This is a genomic window from Nonomuraea sp. JJY05 (assembly GCF_043496855.1).
GTDB lineage: Bacteria > Actinomycetota > Actinomycetes > Streptosporangiales > Streptosporangiaceae > Nonomuraea.
The window spans coordinates 336,301-353,178 of record NZ_JBIEIS010000003.1 but is presented as its reverse complement, the minus strand read 5'-3'; the positions used below and the strand labels follow the sequence as shown (position 1 = coordinate 353,178).

General features: G+C 71.8%; 15 protein-coding genes. 7 read left to right on the top strand and 8 right to left on the bottom strand.

Annotated elements, in window-relative coordinates; genetic code table 11:
- Window positions 1-565: 565 nt before the first annotated feature.
- A complete protein-coding gene (locus ACFKCF_RS05805; protein ID WP_394491354.1) occupies window positions 566-700 on the bottom strand; it encodes a hypothetical protein in 135 nt (44 codons plus the stop codon).
- Between the two features lie 417 nt (window positions 701-1,117).
- Here ACFKCF_RS05805 and ligA point away from each other — a divergent pair, with 417 nt between their 5' ends.
- Window positions 1,118-3,193 carry an NAD-dependent DNA ligase LigA gene (gene ligA, locus ACFKCF_RS05800; RefSeq protein WP_394491352.1) on the top strand — a complete coding sequence of 692 codons (2,076 nt, stop codon included), beginning with the start codon at window positions 1,118-1,120 and terminating at the stop codon, window positions 3,191-3,193.
- Window positions 3,194-3,262: 69 nt separating this feature from the next.
- On the opposite strand, the gene ACFKCF_RS05795 is transcribed toward ligA, so the two are convergent.
- Entirely contained in the window at window positions 3,263-3,532 is a 270-nt protein-coding gene (locus ACFKCF_RS05795; protein ID WP_394491480.1) for an integrase core domain-containing protein, read from the bottom strand.
- 8 nt (window positions 3,533-3,540) lie between these two features.
- Window positions 3,541-4,020, bottom strand: a complete 480-nt coding sequence (locus ACFKCF_RS05790) for a hypothetical protein (protein WP_394491350.1) — start codon at window positions 4,018-4,020, stop codon at window positions 3,541-3,543.
- Between ACFKCF_RS05790 and ACFKCF_RS05785 the strand changes: the two genes are divergently transcribed.
- The 3 genes from ACFKCF_RS05785 (at window position 3,974) to ACFKCF_RS05775 (ending at window position 6,352) form a co-directional block, all read left to right on the top strand.
- Window positions 3,974-4,630 carry a transposase gene (locus ACFKCF_RS05785; RefSeq protein ID WP_394491348.1) on the top strand — a complete coding sequence of 219 codons (657 nt, stop codon included), beginning with the start codon at window positions 3,974-3,976 and terminating at the stop codon, window positions 4,628-4,630. The genes ACFKCF_RS05790 and ACFKCF_RS05785 overlap by 47 nt on opposite strands.
- A gap of 132 nt (window positions 4,631-4,762) precedes the next feature.
- The gene (locus ACFKCF_RS05780) at window positions 4,763-5,290 is read left to right on the top strand and encodes a GNAT family N-acetyltransferase (protein ID WP_394491346.1); all 528 of its coding nucleotides are present in this window, start codon (window positions 4,763-4,765) and stop codon (window positions 5,288-5,290) included.
- 399 nt (window positions 5,291-5,689) lie between these two features.
- Window positions 5,690-6,352 carry a class I SAM-dependent methyltransferase gene (locus ACFKCF_RS05775; RefSeq protein ID WP_394491344.1) on the top strand — a complete coding sequence of 221 codons (663 nt, stop codon included), beginning with the start codon at window positions 5,690-5,692 and terminating at the stop codon, window positions 6,350-6,352.
- A 429-nt stretch (window positions 6,353-6,781) separates the two neighbouring features.
- Here the strand turns inward: ACFKCF_RS05775 and ACFKCF_RS05770 are convergent, their stop codons facing one another.
- Window positions 6,782-8,005, bottom strand: coding sequence for an MFS transporter (locus tag ACFKCF_RS05770; protein ID WP_394491342.1), 1,224 nt, complete (start codon window positions 8,003-8,005; stop codon window positions 6,782-6,784).
- A 372-nt stretch (window positions 8,006-8,377) separates the two neighbouring features.
- On the opposite strand from ACFKCF_RS05770, the gene ACFKCF_RS05765 reads away from it, so the two are divergent.
- Window positions 8,378-9,313 carry an NADP-dependent oxidoreductase gene (locus ACFKCF_RS05765; protein ID WP_394491340.1) on the top strand — a complete coding sequence of 312 codons (936 nt, stop codon included), beginning with the start codon at window positions 8,378-8,380 and terminating at the stop codon, window positions 9,311-9,313.
- 91 nt (window positions 9,314-9,404) lie between these two features.
- On the opposite strand, the gene ACFKCF_RS05760 is transcribed toward ACFKCF_RS05765, so the two are convergent.
- A complete protein-coding gene (locus ACFKCF_RS05760) occupies window positions 9,405-10,772 on the bottom strand; it encodes an MFS transporter (protein ID WP_394491338.1) in 1,368 nt (455 codons plus the stop codon).
- Window positions 10,773-10,854: 82 nt separating this feature from the next.
- Between ACFKCF_RS05760 and ACFKCF_RS05755 the strand changes: the two genes are divergently transcribed.
- On the top strand, window positions 10,855-11,376 hold the full coding sequence (locus tag ACFKCF_RS05755) for a winged helix-turn-helix transcriptional regulator (protein ID WP_394491336.1): 522 nt from the start codon (window positions 10,855-10,857) through the stop codon (window positions 11,374-11,376).
- A 28-nt stretch (window positions 11,377-11,404) separates the two neighbouring features.
- Here ACFKCF_RS05755 and ACFKCF_RS05750 read toward each other — a convergent pair whose 3' ends face one another.
- The 3 genes from ACFKCF_RS05750 to ACFKCF_RS05740 form a co-directional block, all read right to left on the bottom strand.
- On the bottom strand, window positions 11,405-13,687 hold the full coding sequence (locus ACFKCF_RS05750; protein ID WP_394491334.1) for a bifunctional polysaccharide deacetylase/glycosyltransferase family 2 protein: 2,283 nt from the start codon (window positions 13,685-13,687) through the stop codon (window positions 11,405-11,407).
- Window positions 13,684-14,214 carry a hypothetical protein gene (locus ACFKCF_RS05745; RefSeq protein ID WP_394491332.1) on the bottom strand — a complete coding sequence of 177 codons (531 nt, stop codon included), beginning with the start codon at window positions 14,212-14,214 and terminating at the stop codon, window positions 13,684-13,686. Before ACFKCF_RS05745 ends, ACFKCF_RS05750 begins: the two co-directional genes overlap by 4 nt.
- A gap of 162 nt (window positions 14,215-14,376) precedes the next feature.
- Window positions 14,377-15,900 (bottom strand): FAD-dependent monooxygenase, encoded by a 1,524-nt coding sequence (locus ACFKCF_RS05740; protein WP_394491330.1) that lies wholly within the window; start codon window positions 15,898-15,900, stop codon window positions 14,377-14,379.
- A gap of 73 nt (window positions 15,901-15,973) precedes the next feature.
- Here ACFKCF_RS05740 and ACFKCF_RS05735 point away from each other — a divergent pair, with 73 nt between their 5' ends.
- Window positions 15,974-16,732: a TetR/AcrR family transcriptional regulator gene (locus ACFKCF_RS05735; protein WP_394491328.1), complete on the top strand. Its 759-nt coding sequence runs from the start codon at window positions 15,974-15,976 to the stop codon at window positions 16,730-16,732.
- Window positions 16,733-16,878: the final 146 nt, after the last annotated feature.

Genomic DNA, 16,878 nt, shown 5'->3' with positions numbered 1-16,878 from the left:
AATCAAAGCACGCCGATTCCTCCTGGCACTCGTCCGCATAAGCCTTGGCCTTGGGGACCACCAATTCGAGAAAACGGTCAGCGGTGGCCGCCACCCTACCGATCGTTCTGGTGAGCATGAATGGCTCCTCCATGTAGAGAGACAGAGGCGAACGCCGATCACATCGGGTTCAAGGGACATTTCGACTTTGCCCCATGGCACTTTCCGGAAGCTGTCGTCACCCTGTCGGCGGTGGGGAGAAGCGCTCATCGTGGAGCGCTGTGGTCAGCCGGGTGAACCGAGAGCACTGCTGGGCAGATCAGCCGCTGGCCGCTCCAACAGTCCCGGCAGGGGGCACCCCTGGCAGCCGATGATCCATCCGAGGGCCGGCGGTGAGCGATCACCCGGCGGGGGCGGCTGAGACGAGCGCGCCGACGACGTCGAAGCGTCCCTGGTGACTTGGAGCCCGCCTTCTCCCCCGCCACCAGCAGCGACGTCTTGGCCGACACGCTGGAGGACGCCTTGCCGCCCGCCCGCTCGATCAGTTCGTCGACCTCGTTGCGCGACAGCGCCGCCAGCGGCCCGGTCATCGAGCCGGTGACGCGCGGACCGCCGCGATCTCCACCACCCGCTCCTGCACGCGCTCGACGCTGTCGGCCACGATCCCGGCGACCGGCGTGGCGGCCGTGGTCCGCACGCCCTGCGCGGCCACCCAGTCCATGATCTGGCTGTGCGGCAGCTCACGCAGCCGTACGTGTAGGGCCCGTTTCCAGTGACGTCCCTCGCGCTCGTAACCTGCGTCGCGGTCGGTTGTTCCAATCGGATGTCGTCAGTCTCAGCCCCAGCCTGACGACATCTCCGGGGTCTCGGAACGCACCCACTTCAACTCGGTGTGGATTTTCGGTGACTTGCCAACATGCTGCTGCACCGTGTCACTACCGCAGACCAGAAGAACTTCATTGTGCGCATGAGGAGCCCTTTTCGGGCTCGGTGTTGGGGGCGGGGCAGCCTGGCGGCCGCCGCGCCGCCATGACCGCCGTTCCGTGCCGGGCCGGCGTCCGAGGCGCCACAGCCCGATCGCCGGTTTGGAAGGATTCTGGGTCTCGGAATTGTCGGTGGCTACCGGCATGGTGGTGCCATGACCGAGACGCCCCCCTTCACCGTCCTCGCCGATGACACGGCCTACGCCGAGGCCGTTCAGCTCGCCGTCGACTCCGCCGCGGCCTATTACGCCGACGGCACCTCCACGCTTGACGACGACGCCTACGACCGGCTCGTCCGCGGCATCCAGGCGTACGAGGAGGCGCACCCCGAGGCGGTGCTGCCGTCCTCGCCGACCGGCAAGGTGGCCGGCGGGGCCGTGGTGGGCGACGTGCCGCACACGGTGCCCATGCTCAGCCTGGACAACGTGTTCGGCGCCGAGCAGCTCGCCGACTGGGCGGCCTCGCTGGAGCGCCGGCTGGGCCGCCCGGTGGCGGCGTGGAGCGTGGAGCCCAAGCTCGACGGCCTGGCGATCTCGGCCCGCTACCGGCACGGCCGTCTGGCCCAGCTGGTCACGCGCGGTGACGGCAGCGCCGGCGAGGACGTCTCGCACGCCATCGGCACCATCGTCGGCCTGCCCGACCGGCTGGCCGACGCGGTCACGGTGGAGCTGCGCGGCGAGGTCATGATGACCGCCTCCCAGTTCGAGGAGGCCTGTGCCAAGCGGCAGGCGCACGACGGCACCACGTTCGCCAACCCGCGCAGCGCCGCCGCGGGCACCCTGCGCGCGCAGGACCGGCCGTACGTGTGCGAGCTGACATTCTTCGCTTATGGGGTGTTGCCATCTTCTGACGACGGCTCTGACCTGGCGGTGCGCCTGCGGGAGCTGCCGCACAGCCAGATCATGGACTGGGTGGCCGCGCAGGGCGTGCAGACCACGGCCGCCACACCGGTCGCCGGGATCGTGGCCGACAGCGTCGAGCGCGTGCAGGAGCGGGTGGAGGAGATCGCGGCGGTCCGCGCCGAGCTGCCGTTCGGCATCGACGGCATCGTGATCAAGTGCGACCTCGCGGCCGACCAGGCCGAGGCCGGGTTCAGCTCCCGCGCACCCCGCTGGGCCATCGCCTACAAGCTGCCCGCCACCGAGAAGATCACCAAACTGCTGGCCGTGGAGTGGAACGTCGGCCGCACCGGCGTCATCGCCCCGCGCGCCGTGCTGGAGCCGGTCGAGCTGGACGGCAGCATCGTCACCTACGCCACCCTGCACAACGTCGCCGACATCACCCGGCGCGGGCTGATGCTCGGCGACAGCGTCACCGTCTACAAGGCGGGCGACGTGATCCCCAGGGTCGAGGCGCCTGTGGTGCACCTGCGCACCGGCGACGAGCGTCCCATCGAGATCCCGCAGGTCTGCACTGAGTGCGGGGGCGCCATCGACAAGTCGCAGGAGCGGTGGCGGTGCGTGCGCGGCCGCGGCTGCCGCGCGATCGCCTCCATCGTCTACGCCGTGGGCCGCGACCAGCTCGACATCGAGGGGCTGGCCGAAAACCGCATCACGCAGATGCTCGACGCCGACCTCATCACCGACTTCGCCGACCTGTTCTTCCTGACCCGCGAGCAACTGCTCGGCCTGGAGCGCATGGGCGAGACCAGCACCGACAACCTGCTGGCCGCCATCGAGCAGGCCAAGGGCCGGCCGCTCAGCCGGGTGTTCTGCGCGCTCGGTGTGCGCGGCACCGGCCGGTCCATGAGCCGCCGCATCGCCAGGCACTTCGGCAGCATGCAGGCCATCCGCGCCGCAGACGCCATGGCGATCCAGGCGGTCGAGGGCATCGGCCCAGAGAAGGCCCCGGTGGTGGTGGCCGAGCTGGTCGAGCTCGCCGCCCTCATCGACAAGCTGGTCAAGGCCGGCGTCACCATGACGGAGCCGGGCTGGACACCACCCGCCGAGCCCGGTGCCGCGCAGGCCGACGGCGCGTTCGAGCTGCCGCTGGCTGGGATGTCCGTCGTGGTGACCGGCGCGATGAGCGGAGCGCTGGAGGCGCTGAGCCGCAGCCAGATGAACGAGCTGATCGAGCGCGCGGGCGGCAAGGCGTCCTCCAGCGTCTCGGCTAAGACATCGCTGCTGGTGGCCGGCGACAAGGCCGGGTCCAAGCGGGCCAAGGCCGAGAGCCTGGGCGTGCGAATCGTCGATCCGGAGGAGTTCGCCACCCAGATCAGCGCCTTCCTGTGAACGCCCTGCCCTTGACGGCGTGGCCCTTCGCGGTGCCGGATCACCGCCGGCACCGCGGGTGCCGAAAATTCATCCATCCAGGTCAAGCGGCATGTCGGCACGCCCTGAGGACACCGCCAGACGATCATGTCGACAGACGTCGAGCTGAGCGATCTGGGCTCGGCCGGCGCCCGGGCCAGGGAGCGGTCGGAGCGGGGCGGCCTGCCGGAGGGCCCGGTGGGGCCGGTGACCGTTGTGAAACGTCTCGAACTCGCGTAGGGCATGAAGCAAGTGGCGCTGGTTCCGGATCAGGGTGCGGTCCAGCAGCTCACGCCGGCAGGTCTGGATCCACCGCTCCATGACCGCGTTCATCCGGAGAATTCGGATACCAGTCGTGACGACTCGAATCCCGGCATCGGCGAATACGACGTCGAAGGCCGCAGAGAGCTTCGCATCGCGTCACGAATGAGGAATCTGGTGGTGCTGCCCGCCTCTTGCAGGTCCATGATGAGGTTCCGTCCGAGCTGGGTGACCCACTGGCCGGTGGGGTGCACGGTGGCGCCGAGGATCCGGACACGCCGGGTGGCGTGCTCGATGACGGCCATGACGTACAGCCGTGCCCCGGTCAAGGCGCGGACCTCGAAGAAGTCACGGGCCAGCAGCGCATCCGCCTGGCTGCGAAGGAAGCCGGACCAGGAGGTGTGCTGCCGCTCAGGGGCCGGCTCGATGCCGTGAACCTTCAAGGTTTCCCACACGGTGGAGGCGGCGACCGTAATACCGAGCGCGGCCGGCTCGCCGTGGATGCGCCGGTATCCCCAGGAGGGGCTCTCCCGAGCCAGGCGCAGCACCAGCAGGTGGATAGAGGAGATGGTGCGCGGGCGTCCTCGGCGCCGGGACGTGCAGGCTGCGGAGTGGCGGCGCCGTTGTTCGGGATCTGCCCGGGCCATCGTGTGCCGGGTCATCCAGCGCCTCGGCCTGCTGCCGGCGCTGGAGCCCGCACGGCGGCCGGCCGAGGCCGCCCGACGGCTGTGGATCGTGGATGGCACCCCGATCCCGGTGCGTGGCCGCGGTGTCGGCGCTTCTGGCCGGAACTATCGGTTCTCGGCGAACGTGCAGGTCATCATCGATGCCGACACCCGGGTCGTCGTCGCGACAAGTCGGCCGGGGCCGGGCAGCAAGGCCGACGCGCACGTGTGGCGGGATTCCGGCCTGCCGGCCCTTTGCGAGGGTGTCACGACTCTGGCCGATGGCGCCTACCTCAACACCGGCCTGGTCGTCCCCGCACCGAAGACGGGCAGGAAGGCCCCTGCTGCGGGCCCAGGAGGACGACAACGCCGAACATCGGCACATCCGCGCCCCCATCGAGTACGCCTTCGCCCGGATGAAGAACTACAAGATTTTGCGCGACTGCCGACAGAAGGGAGCCGGTCTCCACCACGCCGTCGCACACATGCATAACCTCGCCCTCTGCAACACCCTTCAGTGGCTCGCCGCAGATAATGGCTTTGGCGGGAGTGAGAGGGCCTGCGCCGAATTTCAGCCAGTATAAAGATTTGTCGGGAGAGCGGCGCGCGGGTAGCTTCGCCGCCTATGACCCCGACTCTGCGCACTGAGCGCCTGCTCCTGGAGCCGTACACCCCCGAAGACCAGGAAGACTTCGTCACCTTGTTCCAGGACCGGAGGATTTCGCAGTGGATGGGCGATGGCCCTGCTACCGAGGCGGAGGACCGTGCCCTGTTCGGACGGATCTTCACGAAGGTCTATGCCCAGGATCTGTTCGACGTCTGGGCCGTTCGCCGGAACGGTCTCTTGATCGGACACGCTGAGATCAAGCCGACCGACGTGGTCCACGGCTACGAGATCATCTACGCGCTGGCCCCTGATGTGTGGGGATCGGGGCTGGGGAGAGAACTGGCCGAGGCGATCGTCTCCTATGGCTTCGACACCCTGGGGCTCACCGAGGTGTACGCCACCGTAGCGGCGTCGAACAATGCCTCGCTGGCTGTGCTGAACAGGATCGGCTTCGAGCACGTCCGGGACATAGCGGAAGACGACGGCAGCACCACTCGCGTGCTGACGCGCCGTCGGACCAATCAGAGGATTGCTCCAGGCGGCTGAGCAGCAGCTGCTCGTCGGAGTTGCTCTGACTGCCGTGCAGAGTGAGAACGATCGGAAGCTTGGCGTGTGCCGTAGCCGTCGAATCCCCGGCGGTGGTGACCGGCCGGTAGAGGACGGCAGTGCGCTTGGGGCCGCCGCTGGTGGTGGTGAACCTGGACAGGCTCTCCGCGCGGCACCCAAGGCGCGACCGGTCCGGTGAGGACGCCGCCGGCGCCGAACCCGACAGAGCGGGCGCATGGCCGGGCACCGTGAAGTTTTGGTGCCCCAGCCAGCTCCCCGGGCTGGGGCATGTCGAGATTATGACGTTAAGTCCGGTTTGTATAGCTTTGGCGAGTAATTTTCCTTGACGGCCCTTGCAAGGACGCGCCGGCCCGCCGCCACGGCAGGTATGGATAGATCATGACCGCGCGTTATGACGGCCAGGCCGAGTGGTACGACGAGTACATCGGCTCCAGCGCCCACGTCACCACGCACGACATCGTCGACCTCCTCGGCCCCGGCGAGGGACCGTGCCTGGACGTCGGCTGCGGCACCGGCCTCTATCTCGACGCCATCCGCTCCACCGGCCGGACCGTCGTCGGCCTCGACCGCTCCGGCGACCAGTTGCGCCTGGCCCGCCGCCGGGACCCCGCTCCCCTCCTCCGGGGCGACGCCACGGCCCTGCCGTTCGCCACGGGCACGTTCGGCACCGTCACGGCGATGTGGGTCTCGACCGACATCCCCGACTTCGCCGGGTTGCTGCGGGAGGCGGCCAGGGTCCTGCGCCCCGGCGGCCTGCTGCTGTTCTACGGGGTGCACCCGTGCTTCAACGGCCCCCACATCGAATCGCGCGAGGACGGCGCGGTGATCATCCACCCCACGTACCGGATCAAGGGGTGGCACAAGCGCTCGCCGTGGTGGCGCAAGGGCGGGGTCCGGGACCGGGTCGGGATGAGCCACGTGCCGCTGTCCGACCTGCTGAACGCCTTCGTCGACGCCGGGCTGGCCATCGGGCGCGTGTACGAGCCGCAGGAGCGCCCCGTCCCGTCCGTCCTGGCGGTCAGGGCGTTCCGGCCCGGCTGACGCTCAGCGGCCGGGCATCGGCAGCAGGGCCAGGTGCTCGCTGGTCACGAGGTCGAACCTCAGCGCCAGCGACACCAGCGCGTGGCGCTGCCAGTCGGCCTTGCCCTCACCGCCCTGCGGGCTTTTGACGTGCAGCTTCTTCTCGGCCAGGTAGCCGATGTGGAAGCCGATGGCGGTACGGCTCAGCTCCAGGCCGGGGAGCCTCTCGGCGATCTCGGGGATCGTCGGTATGCGTGAGGTCGAGGGGTCGCGCAGGCGCGGCTCGCACCGCGCCTGAGGTCGCTCGACGCGGGATCACCACGCCTTGATCGGCAAAGCTCCGAACAGGGTGTCAGGGGTGCTCGGGCACCGGGAAGACGGCGCCCTGGCGGGGCCAGGCGGGTGAAGACGGAGATACGGGCACCGGGTCGCTTGCGAATACTCCCCCATTCAGGAGTGATCGGCCATCGCGCGCTCCCGCCAGGGCAGGAGGGCGCCCGTGGCGATCAGCAGGATCCCGGCCACCGCGATCGCGGTGCGTACGCTCGTCAACCAGGCCAGCCCGCCCCACAGGGCCGTGGCGGCGGCGGTGACCGCGCGCCCGCTGATGGTCCAGGCGGTGAGGACGCGGGCCAGCGCGTCGTTCGGGGCGCTGCGCAACCGGTAGGTGACGTAGACCGGGTTGAAGACCCCCATACAGAAGATCATCGCCAGCTCGACCGCGATCACGACGAGGAGCCCGCCCGTGCCGGGCCCCACGAAGGCGAGGCCGACGAGCCACAGGGCCCTGGCCACGCCGAAGCCGAGCAGGATCCGGCGCTGCCCGAGGCGCCGGACCAGCGGGGCGGACAACCGGGAGCCCGCCAGGCCGCCCAGGCAGGGAATGCCGAAGCAGAGCCCGTACTGCAGGGGCGTGAAGCCCAGGTCGTTCAGCATCAGGTATGTCAGCAGCGGCTGAGTCGCCATGATGAGCGCGGAGACGAGCGCGGTGTTGGCGAACAGCCGGCGCAGCGCGCGGTCCGTGGCGATGACGCGCCAGCCCTCGACGACCTCGGCCAGGCGCGACGCGCCGGCGCCGCGCACGGGCGGCGCGGGCTCGGGCGTGGAGATCGCGCGCAGGCCCAGTGCGGACAGCAGGTAGCTGGTGGCGTTCAGGACGGTCGTGACGACGGGCCCCAGCATCCCGACGAGCGCGCCGCCCGCCGGCGGGCCGATCGCCGTCGAGATCCACGTGACGGTCTCGAACCGCCCGTTGGCCCGCGTCAGGTGCCGATCGGGGACTAGGGCCCTCAGATGCGCGCCGCTGGCCCCGACGAACACGATGTCGGCCGCGGCGACCACCATGGCCACCACCAGCAGCTGTACGTAGCTCAGCACCCCCAGTCCGTAGGCGACGGGCACGGTCAGCAGAACGAGGAAGCGCAGCAGGTCGGCACGGATCATCAGCGGCCGCTTGGACCGGAACTCGACCCAGGGCCCCAGCGGGACCGCGAGCAGGGCGCCCGCCGCCCCGCCGGCCGCCGAGATCCAGGACACCTGGGTCGCGCTGACGTCGAGGGCGAGGACGGCGATCAGCGGCATCGCGTCCAGCGCCAGCCACGTCCCCAGGCTGCTGACCGCGAAGGCCCGCCACAACCACTCGAAATCCCGCCCCAGCCCGGCGTCTTCTGCCATTCCGCCCCCTTTTGCCGGAGGCGATCCAACACCCGGGAGCGCCCGGGAAACAAACAACCGACACGCCCGACGGACAACCGGCGGTTGTACGTCATCCGCCCTTCAGGACGGCGACCGTGGTCGCCGCGCCTGGGGTAGACCATGATCAGCAGGTGCTGAAGGGCGCCGGGTTCGCGGTAGTGCACCCGTACGCGGTAGTGGCCCTTGCCCGCGACGGTCAGCCGCGGCCGGAAGCCGCCGGCGAACCGCTCCCCGTCCGCGTACGGGGGCCGCGCTCGTCCGCGTGCGGTACGCACCTTGAAGTGCGTACTTCCCGATGGAGAGTAGCTCTCCGTAGGGTCGTCGCAGCGACACCTGATGAGGGAGTTATCGATGCGCGCAGTCGTCATTCACGCTTTCGGTGGGCCCGAGGCACTGGAGATCGCGGACGTGCCGGTGCCCGCGGTACGGGAGCGCCAGGTCCGCATCCGGGTCGAGGCGGCGACGGTCAATCCCGTCGATCTGGCCACCCGGTCCGGGGCGCTCACCGAGGCGGGCCTGCTGCCGGCCCGCGACGTGATCGGCATCGGCTGGGACGTGGCCGGGACCGTGGACGAGGTGGGCCCCGGCGTGAGCGGCGTCGTGCCGGGCGAGCGGGTGATCGGCCTGAAGGACCGCCTCGACGTGTCGCTCGGCGCCCAGGCCGAGTACGTCGTCCTCGACGCGGACGCGATCACCCGCGCGCCGTCGGACCATTCGCCGGTGGCGGCCGCGACGTTGCCGCTCAACGGGCTCACCGCTCTGCAGGCGCTCGACCGGCTGGAGCCGGCCGCCGGGCGCACGCTGCTGGTCACCGGCGCGGCCGGGGCCGTGGGCGGGTTCGCCGTTCAGCTGGCCGCCGCCCGCGGGCTGCGGGTGGTCGCGGTGGCCGGTGCCGAGGACGAGCCGCTGGTGCGCGGGTTCGGCGCCGAGTGGTTCGTGCCGCGTACGGCGCGGCTGGGCGAGGCCGTACGCGAGCTCGTGCCGGGCGGCGTGGACGGGGCGCTGGACGCCGCGGTGGCCGGGGCGGCGGCCCTGGACGCCGTCCGCTCGGGCGGCGCCTTCGCCGCGCTGGTCGCGGGCGGGGCGCCGCTGCCGTTGCGCGGCACCCGGGTGTTCGACCACTGGATCCGCGCCGACGGCGCCCGCCTCGCGGACCTGGTCGCGCTGGTCGAGGCCGGCTCCCTCACCCTCCGCGTCGCCGAGACCCTGCCCTTGGACCAGGTCGCCGCCGCCCACCACCGCCTCGCCAAGGGCGGCCTGCGCGGCCGCCTCGTCCTCGTCCCCTGAACGCCGTCACGCATCGACGGCGGGACCATCCCCTGACGGCGCGGCCTCTCCTGAGCCCGGCAACGCTCCGACGGCGCGGCCCGCTGGGCGCTCATGCGCGGGAGCGGCCGAGGGTGAGGGTGAGGGCGGCGGCGAGGGCGGCGATGACGGCGTAGGCGAGCGTGGTGACGTCGGTGCCGTGCTGCCAGCCGAGCGCGCCGATCGTGGTGGCCATGGCGGCCACGCCCAGGGACGAGCCGACGTAGCGGGCGGTGTTGTTGGCGCCCGAACCCATGCTCGCCCTGGCGATCGGCACGCTCTCGATGGCCAGATGGGTCAGCGAGGCGTTGATGAGCCCGCTGCCGACACCGCCCACCACCAGGCCGGCGACGACCCGCGCCCAGGGGGCCGCGTCCGCGACCCCGAGCGTGAGCAGGGCTCCGGCGGCGGACATGAGCAGGCCGAGCGCGAGGCGGACGCCCGAGTGGACGCGCAGGTGCCGGGCCAGCAGCGAGGCCAGGAACGACATGCCCGACCACAGCGAGAACAGCACGGCGCTGGTGAGCGGGGTGAGCGAGCGGGTCACCTGGAGCACGGTGGGCAGGTAGCTCATCATCCCGATGACGGCGATCCCGGTGACGAACGCGCCCGAGGTGGCCACCAGGAAGAGCGGCCGGCGCAGCAGGCCGAGATCGATGAGGGGCTCGCGGCGGCGGTTCTCGATCAGCGCGAACGCGGCCAGCAGCACGACCGCGGCGGCGAACGACGCGTACACGACGGGCCGGTTCCAGCCCAGCCGGCCCTCGGTGACCCCGGTGAGCAGCGCGGCCGTGCCGAGCGCCAGGGTGATCGCGCCGGGCAGGTCGTGCGGCCGGCGGCGGTCGCTGCGCGACTCAGGCAGCGCCCGGCCGGCCGCCACGGCCAGGACCGCTCCGGCGACGGCGATCAGGACGTGCACGCCGCGCCAGCTCCAGGCGGCGGCGATCGAGCCGGACAGCAGCGGGCCCAGGGCGATGCCCAGGCCCAGCATCGCGCCGTAGCGGCCGGTCACCCGGACGCGGTCCGGTCCGCCCGGGTAGGCGTGGCCGAGCATGCCCAGGCTGCCCGCCAGCATGGCCGCGCTCGCCCCGCCCTGCACCAGCCTGGCCACGACGAACATCGCGGTGTTCGTGGAGAGCGCCGCCAGCAGGGCTCCGGCGGCCAGCGCCCAGGTGCCGGCGACGTAGGCGCGCCTGCGCCCGTGGTCGTCGGCGAGCCCGCCCGCGACCAGCAGGAGCGCGGACAGGCCGAGCGAGATCGAGTTCAGCATCCAGGCGGGACCGGTGGGCCCCGAGCCGAGGTCGGCGGCGGCCTGGGACAGCGTGACCATCGGCACCGTGTAGTTGATCAATGCGAGCAGCGCGGCGGCGCACGCCGCCACGGCCACCGTGCCCGCCGCCTGCGGGGCCGTCGGGGCGGGAGCCGATCTGGTGAGTGTCACGGCGTCTCCTTGGTTCATTCATTGAACTATGGAGGCACACGCTAACACGCCAAGGTTCAATGAATGAATTACCCTGGGGGTCATGGCGCTCGGCAAGAACTACGACGGCCAGGACTGCTCGCTCGCCCGCTCCCTGGAGCTGGTCGGCGAGCGCTGGACGATGCTCGTCATCCGCGACGCCCTGTACGGCGTGCGCCGCTACGGCGACTTCCTGGCCCACCTGGACATCCCGCGGGCCGTGCTGTCCCAGCGCCTCACCACGCTCGTGGCCGCCGGGGTCCTGCGCCGCCACCGTTACCAGGACTCGCCGCCGCGCGAGGAGTACGTCCTGACCGAGATGGGGCAGGAGCTCTGGCCGGCCGTCCTCGTCCTGAGCAGCTGGGGCGAACGCCACCTGTCGGCCAAGCCGCGCCGGATCTTCTGCCACGTGCCCTGCGACACCCGGATCGACGGCTACGGCATCTGCCCCGCCTGCGGCGTCCGCCCCGAGCTGGCCGAGATCGAGGTACGCCCCGGCCCCGACGCCGACCTCTTCCGGGACGACCCGGTCAGCCGCGCCCTACGGCGACCGCACCGCATGCTCGAACCCCTGCCGGGCGCCTGACAGGCCGCTCGGCCGGTCGGCCCACGCCCTACCGCGCGTCCGCGAGCCGTTCGGCGCCGGCGATCCCGTGCACGGCCGGCGCCGCGTGCCCGGAGTCGTTGAACGTGCCCTCACGCCGTACGGTGTGCCAGCGCAGCCGCACGCCCAGCAGGGCCGTCGCCAGAGACTGGATGACCACGAGGTACATGAGCTGGCGGTAGACGAACTGCTGGAGCGGCAGCACCCAGAGCGCGGAGGCGCGTTCGCCGTCCAGGCGGAGTGCGTACCAGCCCGTCAGCGCCTGCACCACCACGAAACCGGCCCATACCGCGACGACCGGGAGAGGATCGCCCAGGACCGTGTTGTAGATCGCCATGAGGTCGACGACGGGGGCCAGCAGGGGCAGCAGCACCTGGAACAGCGTCAGATAACCGAGACAGCGGCGACCGAACGGGCCGGGCCCGAGAACGGCGCGCCGATGCTTCCACATCGCCTGCATGGTCCCGTAGCACCAGCGGTAGCGCTGCTTCCACAGCTGGCCGAGCGAGGTGGGCGCCTCGGTCCAGGCCAGCGCCTTCTCCTCGTAGACCACGCGCCATCCGGCCCGGCACAGCGCCATCGTGAGGTCGGTGTCCTCCGCCAGCGTGTCCGCGCTCACCCCGCCCAGCGCCACGAGCGCCGAACGCCGGAACGCCCCGATCGCGCCGGGTACGGTGGCCATGCAGTCGAGCAGCTCGAAGGCGCGCCGATCGAGGTTGAAGCCGATGACGTACTCGATGTGCTGCCAGCGCCCGATCATGCCGCGCCGGTTGCCGACCTTGGTGTTGCCGCTCACCGCGCCGACCGCGGGGTCGGCGAGCTGGCGGACCAGGTGGCCGATCGTGGCGGGCTCGAAGACGGTGTCGCCGTCCACCATGATGAGCAGCTCGTGGGTGGCCTGGGCGATGCCGGTGTTGAGCGCGGCCGGCTTGCCGCCGTTGGGCCGGCGGATCACCCGTACGCCGGGCAGCCCCAGCGCCTGCGCCAGCGCGGCGGTGTCGTCGGTCGAGCCGTCGTCGACGACGAGGATCTCGAGCGGGCCCTGGTACGTGGTGTCGACCAGCGACCGCACCGTGGCCTGGATCCCGGCCGCCTCGTTGTAGGCGGGCACGATCACGGTCACCGGCGGGGGCGCGGACCACACGGGCGCGCGCCCCTTCCGCCGCCTGCCACCCCTGTTGCGCGCTGCGTGCACCCAGGCGAGCCCGGCGAAGAAGCCGAGCCGCCCCAGCGTGAGCGCTCCCGCGGCCAGCAGCACCCAGGCCAGCACATCGGCGAACGTCTCCGAGGCACGCTGGGCCAGGTTGAGCGCGGAGCCGGCGAACTGTTCGGCGCCGCCGGCCGGCTGGTGCGCCGAGGGCATGCCGAGCGCCTTGGTCACCGTGACGGCGCGGTAGCCCTTGCCGGCCAGCTCCCGCAGGACGGCCCCGACGGCCTCGACGGTCTGCCGCCGGTCGCCACCCGAGTCGTGCATCATGACGACGGCGCCCCTGCCCCTGGCCGGCAGGGAGGACGCCGCGATGTTCGCCGTCCCGGGGCGGCTCCAGTCCCTGGTGTCGAGGTCCGTCAGCGTGACGAGGTAGCCCTCGGCCGCCAGGGCCTTCATGCTCGCCCACTGCGGCCCGGAGATCGCCGCGGGGGTCGAGGAGTACGGCGGGCGGGCCAGCGTCGTGTGCAGCCCGGTCGCTCCGGCCAGCGCCCGCTGCGTCAGCGACAGCTCCAGTTTGAACCGCCAGCCGGGCAGCGCCGCGAGGTCGGCGTGCGAGTAGGTGTGGTTGCCCAGTTCGTGCCCCTCGGCGACGATGCGCCGCGCCAGCTCGGGGTATTTCGCCACTTTGGAGCCGACGGTGAAGAAGGTCGCCTTGGCGCCGTACTTCTTGAGCATGTCGAGCACCTGCGGGGTCCACGCCGGGTCGGGGCCGTCGTCGAACGTCAGCGCGATGGTCCTGCCCGGCAGGCGCGCGCTGGAGGGCCCGTTCGCCGTGATGTTGAGTACGGGGCCGCCGCGCCGTACCTTCTCCAGCTCCGGGGACGGGCGGTCGGTGGAGGGCGGGGGCGCGTGCGTCTCTCCGACGACGTTGGTCACGTACCCGTTGAGAACGAGCGCGGCGCCGGCCAGCAGCATGCATACGGCGAGCGGGAACCAGTGCCCCTTGGGGTCGGCCGGGGGTCTCGCGGTCGGCGCGGGCGGGATGTACGGTCGTTCGTCCTGCTGCCGGGCAGTGTGGTCCTGCCAGGCCGGGAGCGGCGCGGACGGCCAGACCAGCTTGTCGTTCCGGGGCGGGCCGTTCACTTCTTCGGGCCCTTCGTCCGGTTCGGATCGAGCCCCGGCGGCGTCCTGGTCTGGCCGGGCGGCTCGCTGTCCGCGGGGCTCGTCGTGGGGTCGGCTGCGGGGTCCGTGGCGGGGTCGGTGCTCGGCGCCGCATCCGTGCTGGGCCGCGGCGTGGGCCGCGCCGACTGCGGCGAGCTCTGCCCGGACGTCGCCGACGGCCGGACCTGGCCGGTGGCTCTGGGGGTCGGCCGGCGCGACGGCGGGCGTGTCGTCTCCGGGCGCGTCATGGAGGGGGTCGGCCGCTCGGACCGCTTCGGCGAAGGCGTCGGCGAGCGGTCCGGCGAAGCCGTGCCGTCCGACGCTCCTCGGCGATCGCCCGGCCAGCCGTTCACCGAGAGCGTCGTGCTGGAGAACATTCCGGCGATCACGACGGCGAGCAGCGCGAGAGCCAGGACGCTCGCGGCGATCGAGCCGATCGTGATCAGCCTTCGACGCCGTCCGGTCTGGGTGACGAAGACGGCTGTCGTGTTGTGTTGCTCAGGAGACACGCGGAAATCGTAGTGACAGGGAGCAAAGTAGAGAAACTAGGGCAATCTTGACATCACCCCCCCAAAGCCACCCGACACGCCCAGTCAAGCGTGCGGCGGCGGCCAGGAAGCGGGGGCGACCAGGGAGCGGGGCGGCGGCCGGGGAACGGGGAGGTCAGGGCCTCATGCGGGCGACAGCCACGTGCGCAGGGCGGCCGCCAGCGTGACCGTGTCGGCGGAACCGGAACCGGAACCGCGACTGGTAGCGGGACCGGGGTCGGATGCCCACGCGACCGTCCCGTCCGGCCGGACGAGCGCCGCCGTCAGATCGTCGCGATCCTTGACGGTCGCCTCCACCACCTCCAGCTCCCCGAGCCACGGCCCCGCCACCTCGGCGACCTCCGGTTGCGACGGCGCATGGACGAGCAGCGCCCGCCCGCCGCCGCACAGCCCCGAGATCGTGCGGGTCTCCCCCGAACTCGTCAGCAGCCGCAGGTCCGGGCAGGCGCGACCGGTCAGCGGGTGCGTGGCGGGGTAGGGGAACTCGTACCGGGTGCCGAGCCCGTTCAGCATCCGGCCGAAGTAGCGGTTGACGTCCGGCAGGTCGAGCAGGTCCGACACGATGTCGCGCATGGCCGCCACGTGCGCCCCCGGCAGCGACAGCGCGGACTGGGCGCGCGTGTTGTGCAGGACGGCGGCGCCGACGGGGTGACGTTCGGCGGTGTAGGTGTCGAGCAGGCCCTCGGGGGCGCGCCCGGCGACGGTGGCGGCGAGCTTCCAGCCCAGGTTGACGGCGTCCATGAGGCCGAGGTTGAGCCCCTGGCCGCCGTTCGGCGAGTGGACGTGGGCGGCGTCGCCCGCCAGCAGGACCCGGCCGATCCGGTACGTGGCCGCCTGGCGCGCGCCGTCGGTGAACCGCAGCGGGCCGCGCACCGGCGCGATCTCGACGTCCACGCCCGTCACCCTGAGCAGGCTCTGGCGCATCTCCTCGGCGGTCAGCGGCAGCCCGCGATCCTCGGGGAACCCGTCGAACTCGATCGTGGCCACCATCCCGGGCGCCCGCATCAGCCTGCCGGCGGGGGTCCAGCCCGGCGCGGGGAGCCGGTCGAGGCCGGGGGCGTCGGTCAGGACGCGCCGTACGACGCTCGTGGGCTCGGTGCCGGGGAAGTCGAACCCGGCCAGCCTGCGCACCGTCGAGCGGCCTCCGTCGCAGCCGACCAGGTACGGCGCGGACAGACGCCGCTCCCCGGCCGGGGTGGCGACGGTGACGGTGACGCCGGAGTCGTCCTGGGTCAGGGCGACGACCTCGCACTCACGCGACACTCCGCCCTCTCCCCCGCCGATCGAGGCGAGATGTTCGGCGAGGACCCGTTCGAGGTCCCGCTGCCAGATCAGCGCGCCGACCCGGTCCGGCTCCTCCTGCAGAGCCGGATCGATCTTGAAGATCTGGGCGAAGTGGCCCTTCTCGCTGCCGTGGTCGCGCGCCTTTTCGGCAAGCCCCTGATCCCGGTACGCGTCCAGGGCCCCGCCCAGCCCGCGGCGGCGCAGCGCCTCGGCGGCCAGCGGGCCGATCCCGCGCGCCTTGGGCTCGGCGCTCGGCTCGGCCAGCCGTTCCAGCACCAGCGACCTGGCTCCGGCGAGCCGTAACTCGGCGGCGAGCAGTAGCCCCACGGGCCCGGCCCCGACCACGATGACGTCGGCGTCCATCGTCACTCCTAAACTAGACTAGACCGTCTCGTCTCGTAGACTAGTCCCCAACCGAAGGAAGTGGGTACAGACCATGGCCGAGCACGGCCCGCGACGCTCCCCGGCCAAGCGCCGGGCCATCCTCGACGCCGCGATCAAGGTGTTCACCGACCAGGGGTACGCCCGGACGAGCGTGGACGCCATCGCCGCGGTGGCGGGGGTGGGCAAGCAGACGGTGTACGGCCACTTCGGGGACAAGGAGCAGCTGTTCCTCGCCGCGATCCAGGAGGCCAGGTCGGCGGTGAGCGCCACGCCGGTCGCGGACGGCGCCCTGGGTACGGGCGGCACCCCGGGCACGGGCGGCACCCCGGACACGGGCGGCACGCCGGGCGCCCCGGGCACGAGCACGCCGGACACGCCGGGCGCCCCGGGCACGAGCACGCCGGACACGCCGGGCGCCCCGGGCACGCCGGGCGTCGTCTTCGGCGGCGATCCCCGCGAGGACCTCACCGCGCTCGGCGAGCGGATCCTCGGCATCGCGCTCTCGCCCCACGTGTCGGCGCTGCACCGGCTGACCATCGCGGAGGTGGCGCACCATCCGGAGCTGCAGCGCACCTGGCGGGAGAGCTCGGCGTCGGCGGACCACGCGGTGGTCGACTACCTGCGCGACTGCGACGCCGACGGCCGGCTGCGGATCCCGGACCCGGTCAAGGCGGCACGCCAGTTCTCGCACCTGGTGATCACCGAAGGACGGGTCGAGACCGCGTACGGGATGCTGCCGCTGCGGCCCGAACGGCGCCACGCCATCGCCACCGACGCCGCCGACCTCATCGTCCGCGCCCACCGCCCCTGACAGCAAATCTCCCTTTTGTCGGTTTTGGGAGTCAAGTGAATAGTGTGACCAGTGTGACCAACGCATCCGCACGTCGCCAATTCGCCGCCTGACCCGCCATTTCTCCCTTTAGGATGGCGATATGTCTGCGTCGAAGTCGAATTTCG

What these genes read in the sequence shown, in the direction of transcription:
- ACFKCF_RS05805 (WP_394491354.1), bottom strand. Translation starts at nt 700, where the DNA reads ATGGACTGGGTGGCCGCGCAGGGCGTGCGGACCACGGCCGCCACGCCG.
- ligA (WP_394491352.1), top strand. Translation starts at nt 1,118, where the DNA reads ATGACCGAGACGCCCCCCTTCACCGTCCTCGCCGATGACACGGCCTAC.
- ACFKCF_RS05795 (WP_394491480.1), bottom strand. Translation starts at nt 3,532, where the DNA reads ATGGAGCGGTGGATCCAGACCTGCCGGCGTGAGCTGCTGGACCGCACC.
- ACFKCF_RS05785 (WP_394491348.1), top strand. Translation starts at nt 3,974, where the DNA reads ATGCGCCGGTATCCCCAGGAGGGGCTCTCCCGAGCCAGGCGCAGCACC.
- ACFKCF_RS05780 (WP_394491346.1), top strand. Translation starts at nt 4,763, where the DNA reads ATGACCCCGACTCTGCGCACTGAGCGCCTGCTCCTGGAGCCGTACACC.
- ACFKCF_RS05775 (WP_394491344.1), top strand. Translation starts at nt 5,690, where the DNA reads ATGACCGCGCGTTATGACGGCCAGGCCGAGTGGTACGACGAGTACATC.
- ACFKCF_RS05770 (WP_394491342.1), bottom strand. Translation starts at nt 8,005, where the DNA reads ATGGCAGAAGACGCCGGGCTGGGGCGGGATTTCGAGTGGTTGTGGCGG.
- ACFKCF_RS05765 (WP_394491340.1), top strand. Translation starts at nt 8,378, where the DNA reads ATGCGCGCAGTCGTCATTCACGCTTTCGGTGGGCCCGAGGCACTGGAG.
- ACFKCF_RS05755 (WP_394491336.1), top strand. Translation starts at nt 10,855, where the DNA reads ATGGCGCTCGGCAAGAACTACGACGGCCAGGACTGCTCGCTCGCCCGC.
- ACFKCF_RS05740 (WP_394491330.1), bottom strand. Translation starts at nt 15,900, where the DNA reads ATGGACGCCGACGTCATCGTGGTCGGGGCCGGGCCCGTGGGGCTACTG.
- ACFKCF_RS05735 (WP_394491328.1), top strand. Translation starts at nt 15,974, where the DNA reads ATGGCCGAGCACGGCCCGCGACGCTCCCCGGCCAAGCGCCGGGCCATC.